This is a genomic window from Nocardioides sp. NPDC127503 (assembly GCF_040302165.1).
Taxonomy (GTDB): domain Bacteria; phylum Actinomycetota; class Actinomycetes; order Propionibacteriales; family Nocardioidaceae; genus Nocardioides.
Genome location: NZ_JBEORH010000016.1, coordinates 100,794 through 109,697, shown reverse-complemented (window position 1 = coordinate 109,697; position 8,904 = coordinate 100,794). Strand labels below are relative to the sequence as shown.

Below are 8,904 nucleotides of genomic sequence, written 5' to 3'. Positions count from 1 at the left end.
CCGCCCGCCGGCGGCTGCCGCGCCGGGCGGCGCTGGGCGGGGGGGTCCGGGGCCCTCCCGCCCCCAGCCCCCCCCCCCCCCCGCACGGGAGTGACGTTTCGGCCGACGTACCTGACGTCTCGGCGAGTTCGTCAGGCCGCGGTGGCGAAGGCCGCCTCGGACTCCGGGTTGCGGGCGACCGAGCGCCGGGCGAGGTTGAAAGCGACGGCGCCGAGGACCGAGGTGACCACCATGGTGATCGCCAGCGGGACCGCGGTGTGCTCACCGGCGACGGCACCGAGCGGGGAGGCGAGGCCACCGCCGAGGAACATGATCCCGCCCATCAGCGCCGAACCGGCACCGACGGAGGGACGGGCCTGCTCGATGGCCAGGGCGCCGGTGTTGCCCATGATCAGGCCGACGCAGGTGGTGACGACCAGGATCGGCAGCAGGATGAGCGCCTTCGGTACCGGCAGCAGCGCGACGACGAGCACGAACATCGCGCCGATGGCGAGCACCGGCTGCGCCGAGCGGACGATCTGCGCCGGGTGCACCTGGCGCTTGGCCAGTCGCGCCGAGAAGAGCCCGGCGACGGTGAGGAAGGCGGCGTTGACCGCGAACCCGATGCCGTAGACCGCGGCCGAGGTGCCGATCACCGACTGGTAGAGGAACGAGGAGGAGGAGACGTACGTCATCAGGGTGGCGAACGTGAGCGACTGGGTCAGCGTGTAGCCGAGGAAGGCGGGCTTGGCGAGGAGACGGCCGAGGTCGGCGTACTCGACCCGGCTGGTCCGGCGCTCGGCCGGCAGGCTCTCGCGAATCACCAGCAGCACGCAGACGACCTGCGCGACGGCGATCGCGGCCACGATGCCGAGCACCCCGCGCCACGGCACGAATCCGGCGATGGCGCCGCCGATCACCGGCGCCAGGATCGGCGCGATCCCGCTGATCGACATCATGATCGACATCGCCCGGGCGGCGGCGAAGCCGTGGAGTACGTCGGCGACGATCGCCCGCGCCATCACGATTCCGGCCGCGGCGGCGAGCGCCTGGAGGAAGCGGGCCGCGATCAGCAGCTCGACGGTCGGCGCCAGCGCGGCCAGCACACCGGCCGCCGCGGCCACGACCGACCCGATCAGCAACGGCTTGAGCCGTCCGAAGCGGTCGGAGATCGGCCCCCAGGCGATCTGTCCGAGCGCGAGCCCGATCAGGAAGGCGGTGAGGGTCAGCTGCACGTTGCTCGCCGCGGCACCGAGGTCGGTGCCGATCTGCGGGAAGGAGGGCAGGTAGAAGTCGATCGCAAGCGGCGCGGATGCCGAGAGCAGGGCGAGTGCGAGCAAGAGCCGCGGCGGGACTGACGTCACCGAGTGAACCTCCGGAGAGTTTGGTTGAAGAAGACAACCAACCGAACGCCGAAGTCCCGCCGGGCATTCCTCACCAGAGCGTGATGGACCTCTCGAAGATCCCGGTCAGGTCCTCCGCCGACGGCTGCTTCGGCGCGGTGGCGAGCAGCCGCTGCTGCTTGAGCGCTCCTTCGACCAGGTCGGGGATGTCGCCGGCGACGTAGCCGACCTCGCCGATCCCGGCCGGGATCCCGATGTCCCGCATCAGGTCGCTCAGCACCCGGGGCAGTACGTCACGGGGCTCCTCCTTCGACTCGTCGAAGTCCGGAGCCAGCAGACGGGCCGCGCGGAGGTGCCGCTCGGGCGCGGCGTCGAAGGTGTAGCGGAACGCCTCCGGAGCGGTCAGCGAGACCGCCATGCCGTGCGGCACCAGCGCCTCGTCCCCGGGGTAGTCCACCGGATGGAAGTCGCGCACCCGCCCGGCGATCGGGTAGGCGCAGGCGTGCGGGATGTGCACGCCGGCGTTGCCGAAGCCCAGGCCCGCGAAGGTCGCCGCGAACGCCATGTCGCCGCGCGCGAGAGTGTCGTCGCCGTGCGCGACCGCCTGCCGGAACGAGCCCGCCAGCAGCGACAGCCCCTTCTCCGACCACATGTCGGAGATCGGGTTGGCGCCACAGTAGGGCACCCGCTGGGCGGGCTCCTTGCGGTCGTAGGAGGTGTAGGGCCGGGCCGTGTAGCTCTCCAGCGCGTGACACAGGATGTCCATCCCCGACGCGGCGGTCACCCCGGCAGGCTGGGTCATCATCAGGTCGGGGTCGACGACGGCCAGCGTGGGGCGCAGGCGCGCGTGCGAGATCCCGGTCTTCACCTTGAGCGAGAGCACGTCGAGTACGCACACCGTCGTCGACTCCGCCCCGGTCCCGGTGGTGGTCGGCACCGCGACCAGCGGCAGCAACGGGTTGGCCGGCGCGAGCCCGCGACCGACCGGCGCGTTGAGGTAGTCCATCAGGTCGCCGTCGTTGGTGGTCAGCAGGTTGACCGCCTTCGCGGTGTCGATGCTCGACCCGCCTCCGACCGCCACGATCGCGTCGAACGGCCCGTGCTCGCGGGCGAACTCGACCGCCTCGCGCATGCTCTCGTCGGTCGGCTCGACATGGACGCCGTCGAAGACGACGGCAGTGACGTCGTACGCCTTCATCTGCTCGGCCACCCGCTGCGGCAGCCCGGTCGCGGAGATGCCGGGATCGGTCACCACGAGGGCGCGGCGGGCGCCCAGGGACGCGAGGTCGTAGCCGATCTCGGCCGATGCGCCGGTGCCGAACTTGAGCTGCGGGGAGCCATAGGTGAAGACGGTCTCAGGTGTGGCGTGCGTCATGAGCGCACGATATCGACCGGCTCCCACCGGGATCACTGTGCGCAGTGCCCAAACGTCTCGTGAGACACCCGTGGTCGTAAGTCATGTATTTCACTAGACTTTATTCAGATCAAGCAGCCTTCGTCAGAGGAGACCACGCATGACCATCACCGAAGCATCCCCCGTCAACGAGCTCACCGTCCACAAGGTCGGCGGCCGGATCGGCGCCCGCATCGACGGCGTCACCCTCTCCGGCGACCTCCCCGCCGAAACGATCGCCGAGATCCGGGCCGCGATCCTGGAGAACAAGGTCGTCTTCTTTCGCGGCCAGGACCATCTCGACGACCGCGCGCAGATCGCCTTCGGCGAGCGCCTGGGTCCGCTGACGACCGCACACCCGACCGTCAACACCGGCAGCGCCCGCGTCCTGACCCTCAAGGCCAACCGCGGCATGGCCGCCAACTCCTGGCACACCGACGTCACCTTCGTCGACCGGCCGCCGGCGTTCTCGATCCTGCGCGGTGCGGAGATCCCCGAGTACGGCGGCAACACCGTCTGGGCCAACACCGTCACCGCCTACGAGCGGCTCCACCCCCAGCTCAAGGCGCTGGTCGACAACCTGTGGGCGGTCCACTCCAACGACTACGACTACGTACGCCCCGACACGCCTGCGTCCACCGACGACGTGGCCGCGCGCAAGCGTGAGGAGTTCGTCTCGACGATCTACCGGACCGAGCACCCGGCGGTCCGCATCCACCCCGAGACCGGCGAGCGCGCGCTCGTCCTGGGCCACTTCGTCAAGCACTTCACCGGCCTGAACCAGAAGGAGAGCGCGATCCTCTTCAACCTGCTCCAGGACCGGGTCACTGCCCTGGAGAACACCGTCCGCTGGCACTGGCAGCAGGGCGACGTCGCGATCTGGGACAACCGCGCCACCCAGCACTACGCCGTCGCCGACTTCGACGAGCTGCCGCGGGAGGTGCGCCGCATCACCGTCCAGGGTGACGTACCCGTCTCCATCGAGGGCGAGCACAGCCGGGTGCTCGAGGGCTCCGCCGAGGTCTACAACCGCCTCGACGAGCTGATCTCCTGACCGACGTACGTCCGGGAGGTCAGGCGAGGGTGAAGCTGACCTTCCGGGCGACGACGTCGGCCGTCTCCAGCCGCACCTCGACCTCCTCGCCGAGCGGGAGGGCCGTCGCGCCGGTGACCCTGGCCTCGATGGCCGGCTCCTCGACCGTGATCGAGCCCTTCTGCTTGTCCTCGTCGTCGACCTCGACGACGACCGCGGCGAAGGTCTCCCCGACCCGCTGGGACAGCAACCCGGCCTCGACGAGGTCGACGACGCCGCGCTCGTAGGCACCGCTGGTGCGCGAGGATGCCCGCATCGTCTCCGGGAGGGTCTTGAACGCGTTGGTGACCCAGTCGGGGACCGGCTCGTCGGCGCAGAGCGCCAGGCAGACCTCGCCGGCGTAGCGGTCGATCAGCCGGCGCAGCGGCGCCGTCACGTGCATGTACTCGTTCGCCAGCGCCGAGTGCTCGGTCAGCTCCGGAAGCTCGCCGTTGAACGAGGCGTACCCGCTCCCGCGCAGCAGCCGGGTGCACGCGATCGCCATCGCGGCGTGCTTGCCGTTCTTGCCGTCGAGCGAGCGGATGAAGTCGGGGTAGAGCATCTCCGCGGGCCACTCCAACCCGAGCGCACGAGCGGTGCGGTGCAGCCGCTGTACGTCGCGGGGGTCGGGTTCGGGGAGGGTCCGCAGGAGTCCGACCCGGGCGTAGACCATCAGGTCCGCCGCCGCGAAGCCGGTGAGCAGCGAGATCTGGGCGTTCCAGTTCTCGACAGGCAGCAGGTCGCGGTATTCCAGCGACCAGTGGTCGCCCTCGACCGAGATCTCCTGGTCGCGCAGCGGCAGGTTGACCCCGCCGCGGGCCGCCTCGAGGGCGATCCGCTTCTCGCCGATCTCCTTCAGCAGCTGGAGCGACTCGGCGTAGTCGGTGTCGCCGAACCCGTCGCCGTCGAACATCTTCTGCACGCCGTCGTAGGAGAGCTTGGCCCGCGACCTGACCAGCGCGCGCTCGACGACCGTGTCGGTCCCCTCGCCGGTCGCATCGAGCTTGTGGGTCCATAGCAGGGCGGGACGTACCTGGTCCGGGAGCAGCGAGGCGGCGTCCTCGGAGAGCACCTTGGGGTGGAGCGGGATCTTCGCGTCAGCGGCGTAGAGCGTCTCGCCGCGCTTGTTGGCCTCCAGATCCACCGGGTCGCCGGGCGCCACGAAGGCGGCCACGTCGGCGATCGCGTAGTGCACCACGTAGCCGTCGCCGTCGCGCTCCAGGTGGAGCGCCTGGTCGAGGTCCATCGACGTCTCGGGGTCGATCGTGACGAACGGCAGGTCGGTGCGGTCCAGCTCCGGGAGCCTGGGGTTGGCCGCGGCGGCGGCCGCGGCCTCCTCCACCTCCGGCGGGAACTCGGCGGTCACCCCCAGCTCAGCCTGGAGCGCGGCGATCCCGTCTCGAAGCGTGGTGGCGGCGACACCGTTGTCGGCACTGGCAACCCGGATGATGCGTGCGGAGCCCATGGCCAGAACTGTAGTGGCTACTTCTTCTTCGAGTCCTTGTACGTCTTGTGCAGCGCGGCGGCTTCCTTGCCGAACGCCTTCGGGTTGCCCTTGAAGGCGCCGAACTGGTCCCACAGGACCTTCGTGGACCCGTGGCTCGCCTTCGCCGACCTGTCGATCTTGGCCACCGCCCGGCGCTGGGAGGAGGTCAGCGAACGCCTCGCCCGGAGATGCTCCGAGCGCGCCCGGGCCTTCTTCGAGAAGTCGTGGATCAGCCAGAACAGCCCGACGATGATGACCACGACCAAGAAGCCGCCGAGGTTGGGCCCGGCGGTGGACTCGGCGGCCAGAACGATCATGACTCGAACGTAAGCTCGCGCGTTCCCCCAGGTCACAGGCGCTTTGAAAGATACCCAATCCTCGATTCGGCCTTCCTGGTCCCGGGCGGCACGATAGTCCCGTGCTGATCCTGCTGCCGCCCTCGGAGGGCAAGACCGCGGCCGTACGCGGCAACCCGCTCGCCCTCGACGACCTCCGCCTCCCGGTGCTCAACCCGGCCCGCGCCAAGGTCATGGACGCGCTCGTCGAGCTCTGCGCCACGCGCCCGGACGAGGCCGTCGACATCCTCGGCATCCCGAAGACCCAGCCCGAGCTCGTCACCCTGAACGCCGGGCTGAGCGATGCCCCCACCGCGCGCGCCGACCGGATCTACACCGGCGTCCTCTACGACGCTCTCTCCCCCGCCACCCTGTCGCCCGCCGCCAAGCGGCGCGCGACCAGCCGGGTCATGGTGACCAGCTCCGTGTTCGGCCTCGTCGGCCTCGCTGACCGCATCCCTGCGTACCGCCTCTCGGGCGACACCACCCTCCCCGGCATCGGCGGCGTCCAGGCCCACTGGCGCGCCCACCTCGGCGCCGGCGTGTCCGAGGCCCTCGGCGACGGCCTGCTCGTGGACCTCCGGTCCGGGACGTACGCCGCCTTCTGGCGCCCCGACGCCGAAGGGTCGAGCACCGTGCCCGCCCGCACCGCCACCGTCCGTGTCCTCCACGAGCACAACGGCCAGCGCAAGGTCGTCAGCCACTTCAACAAGGCCACCAAGGGCCGCCTCGTCCGAGCCCTCCTCGAATCCGGCGCCAATCCCCGCACCCCCGCCAAGCTCGCCGAAGCCTTCCGCGACCTCGGCTGGACCGTCGAGACCGGCCCCGCCACCAAGACCGGCACCCAGCTCGACATCATCGTCGCCGAGATCTGACCCACCGCCCAGTCGGCTCGTCCTGACCAAAAACCTCGCCGAGTCGGCTCGTTATGACGAGCCGACTCGGCGGGAAATCAGGTCAGGATGCGCCGAGTCGGCGTCAGAAGGTGTTGGCGGCGAAGTGGTCGCGGGAGACGGGGAGGCCGTTGAAGAGGCGCATGGAGGCGCGGCCGTCGGAGAAGAAGGAGACGACGGTGGCGGAGGCGGGCGAGAGCTCCATGTTGAAGACTCCGCCGATCGGGGCACCCAGTGCGTGAGCGACGATCAGCTTGATCGGCGACACGTGTGAGGTGATCACGACGGTCTCGCCGGCGTGCGCCTCGAGCACCCGTGAGAGGCCGTCGAGCACGCGAGCCTGAGCGGAGTCGAACGACTCGCCGCCCGGCGGCGCGACCTCGGTCGCGCCCATCCACGTCTTCATCTCGTCGGGGAACCGTTGGGCGACCTCACCGAAGGTGAGCCCTTCCCACTCGCCGAACTCGATCTCCGCGAAGGCGGGCTCCTCGACCAGCCGGGCACCGAGCGCACCGGCGACGATCTCACCGGTCTCGACGGTGCGCAGGACCGGCGAGGTCACGACGGTCGAGACCGAGGGCGCGAGCGGCTTGAGCCACTCCGCGGTGAGCATCACCTGCTCGCGGCCCTCCTGGGTCAGCGGCGGGTTGTCGCCACCGAGGCCGCCGGAGAACGCCTTGGCGGCGGTGTGCTTGGTGACCCCGTGGCGTACCAGGACCAGCGTGGTCGCGACCGCGCCGGCTCCCCAGCCCCGCGACTCCTTCGAGCCCCGCGACTCCTTCGAACTCACAGACCCGACTCGGCGGTGCGGACCAGGATGCGGGAGCACTCCTCGCAGCGCACGACCTCGTCGGCGGCGAGGCCGCGGATGCGGGAAATCTCGGCCGGGTCGAGCTGGAGGTTGCAGCCACCGCAGCGGCGGGCGCGCAGCTCGGCGGCGCCGACACCCATCTTCTCGCTCAGCCGCGAGTAGAGGGCGAGCAGATCGTCGGGGATGCCCTCGAGGGCCGGCGTCCGCTCCTCGGCGACCCCGGCGAGCTCGCCGTCGATCTTCGAGGTCTCGACGTCGACGGAGTCGACCGCGACCGCGAGCTTCTCGGTGATCTCGGCGAGCTCGGCCTCGAGCCGGGTCACGTTCGCCTGAGCCTCCTCGAGCTGCTCCATGACCTCGAGCTCCTCGTCCTCGAGCACCGAGATCCGGCGGTCGAGGGTGGCCAGCTCGTGCTGCATGCGCTCGAGGTCCTTGGCGCTGCTGATCGCCCCGGAGTCCATCCGCTCCTGGTCGCGCCGACGGCGGGTCTTGACCGCCTCGACGTCGGCGTCGGCCTTCTTCTGCACCCGCTCGAGGTCGTCGCGGATGACCCTCGCGTCGCGTACGGCATCGTCGGTGGTCTTCTTCGATGCCTGCAGCTCCGCCACAACGGCGGCCTGCGGCAGATGCGCACGGCGGTGGCGCAGCTGGAGCGCTCGCGAGTCCAGTTCACAGACGTCGAGCAGCTTCACCTGGGCGAACGGGTCGGCTTTCAGCGGATTCTCCTCAGCTATTCACACACGATTTTCTTACAGACGCAGCGTCCACGGGTCGGTGACGATCTGACTGACCCGAGTCTCCACCGTATCTCCCAAAGCCTCGTTCAGTCGCCTCGCCAGAACAGGCAGCCAGGTCCACTCCGCCGCCCAGTGCGGGATGTCGATCAGCGCACCGCCCTTCTCGAGGAACTCCGAGGCCGGGTGGTGGCGCAGATCGCTGGTCAGATAGACGTCGTACGCAGCCACCTGGTCGAGCAGGAAGTCACCCGCGCCACCGCACAGCGCCACCGAGGACACCGGCCGGTCGAGGTCACCGGCGACCCGGATCCCGGCCGCGGTCGAGGGCAGCGCGGCCGCCACGGACTCGGCGAAGGCCCCCAGCGTGGTCGGCGCCACCGTCCCGGCCCGGCCCGTCCCGACATCGTCGGTGAGCCCCGGCACCAACGGCCGTAGCGAGCTCAGCCCGAGCGCGAGCGCCAGCGACTCCGAGACGCCGCCGAGGGCCTGATCGGCGTTGGTGTGGGCGGTGAGCAGCGCGCACCGCGCGGAGACCAGCGTCGAGAGCGTACGTCCCTTCGGGGTCGTCGCGGCGAACCCGTGCACACCCTTCAGGAAGAGCGGATGATGGACCACGACCAGGTCCGCACCCCACGCGGCCGCCTCCTCGGCGACCGGGAGGGTCGGGTCGACGGCGAGAAGCACCTTCGAGACGGGCTGCGAGGGCTCTCCCCAGACCAGCCCGACAGCATCCCATTCGTCGGCGGTGGCGGGCGGGTACCAGTCGTCCAGCAACGAGGTGACGGTGGACAGAGTGGGCGGGGTCGGCATGGGGTAAACCCTAGATCCCGAGACCGGGGCCGCACTCAGCGGCGG

General features: G+C 70.4%; 9 protein-coding genes. 2 read left to right on the top strand and 7 right to left on the bottom strand.

Translation table 11 applies throughout. The features are described 5' to 3' along the window. Positions 1–131: 131 nt before the first annotated feature. Positions 132–1,343 carry a multidrug effflux MFS transporter gene (locus tag ABTW65_RS27530; RefSeq protein WP_350666133.1) on the bottom strand — a complete coding sequence of 404 codons (1,212 nt, stop codon included), beginning with the start codon at positions 1,341–1,343 and terminating at the stop codon, positions 132–134. Between the two features lie 70 nt (positions 1,344–1,413). Then, complete coding sequence (locus tag ABTW65_RS27525) at positions 1,414–2,697, bottom strand: hydroxyacid-oxoacid transhydrogenase (protein ID WP_350666131.1); 1,284 nt, start codon at positions 2,695–2,697, stop codon at positions 1,414–1,416. A 139-nt stretch (positions 2,698–2,836) separates the two neighbouring features. Here ABTW65_RS27525 and ABTW65_RS27520 point away from each other — a divergent pair, with 139 nt between their 5' ends. Beyond that, positions 2,837–3,769 carry a TauD/TfdA dioxygenase family protein gene (locus ABTW65_RS27520; RefSeq protein ID WP_350666129.1) on the top strand — a complete coding sequence of 311 codons (933 nt, stop codon included), beginning with the start codon at positions 2,837–2,839 and terminating at the stop codon, positions 3,767–3,769. A gap of 19 nt (positions 3,770–3,788) precedes the next feature. On the opposite strand, the gene ABTW65_RS27515 is transcribed toward ABTW65_RS27520, so the two are convergent. Then, on the bottom strand, positions 3,789–5,252 hold the full coding sequence (locus ABTW65_RS27515) for an RNB domain-containing ribonuclease (protein ID WP_350666127.1): 1,464 nt from the start codon (positions 5,250–5,252) through the stop codon (positions 3,789–3,791). Between the two features lie 17 nt (positions 5,253–5,269). Further along, on the bottom strand, positions 5,270–5,590 hold the full coding sequence (locus ABTW65_RS27510) for a hypothetical protein (RefSeq protein WP_350666125.1): 321 nt from the start codon (positions 5,588–5,590) through the stop codon (positions 5,270–5,272). 101 nt (positions 5,591–5,691) lie between these two features. On the opposite strand from ABTW65_RS27510, the gene yaaA reads away from it, so the two are divergent. Continuing rightward, entirely contained in the window at positions 5,692–6,483 is a 792-nt protein-coding gene (yaaA, locus tag ABTW65_RS27505) for a peroxide stress protein YaaA (protein ID WP_350666124.1), read from the top strand. A gap of 103 nt (positions 6,484–6,586) precedes the next feature. Here the strand turns inward: yaaA and ABTW65_RS27500 are convergent, their stop codons facing one another. Genes ABTW65_RS27500 through ABTW65_RS27490 form a run of 3 tightly spaced genes read right to left on the bottom strand, consistent with a single transcriptional unit; the run spans position 6,587 to position 8,859 of the window. Next, positions 6,587–7,291 carry a histidine phosphatase family protein gene (locus ABTW65_RS27500; protein WP_350666122.1) on the bottom strand — a complete coding sequence of 235 codons (705 nt, stop codon included), beginning with the start codon at positions 7,289–7,291 and terminating at the stop codon, positions 6,587–6,589. Then, positions 7,288–8,004 (bottom strand): zinc ribbon domain-containing protein, encoded by a 717-nt coding sequence (locus tag ABTW65_RS27495; protein ID WP_350666120.1) that lies wholly within the window; start codon positions 8,002–8,004, stop codon positions 7,288–7,290. Before ABTW65_RS27495 ends, ABTW65_RS27500 begins: the two co-directional genes overlap by 4 nt. Positions 8,005–8,061: 57 nt before the next feature. After that, on the bottom strand, positions 8,062–8,859 hold the full coding sequence (locus ABTW65_RS27490; RefSeq protein WP_350666118.1) for a Nif3-like dinuclear metal center hexameric protein: 798 nt from the start codon (positions 8,857–8,859) through the stop codon (positions 8,062–8,064). Positions 8,860–8,904 lie beyond the last annotated feature (45 nt).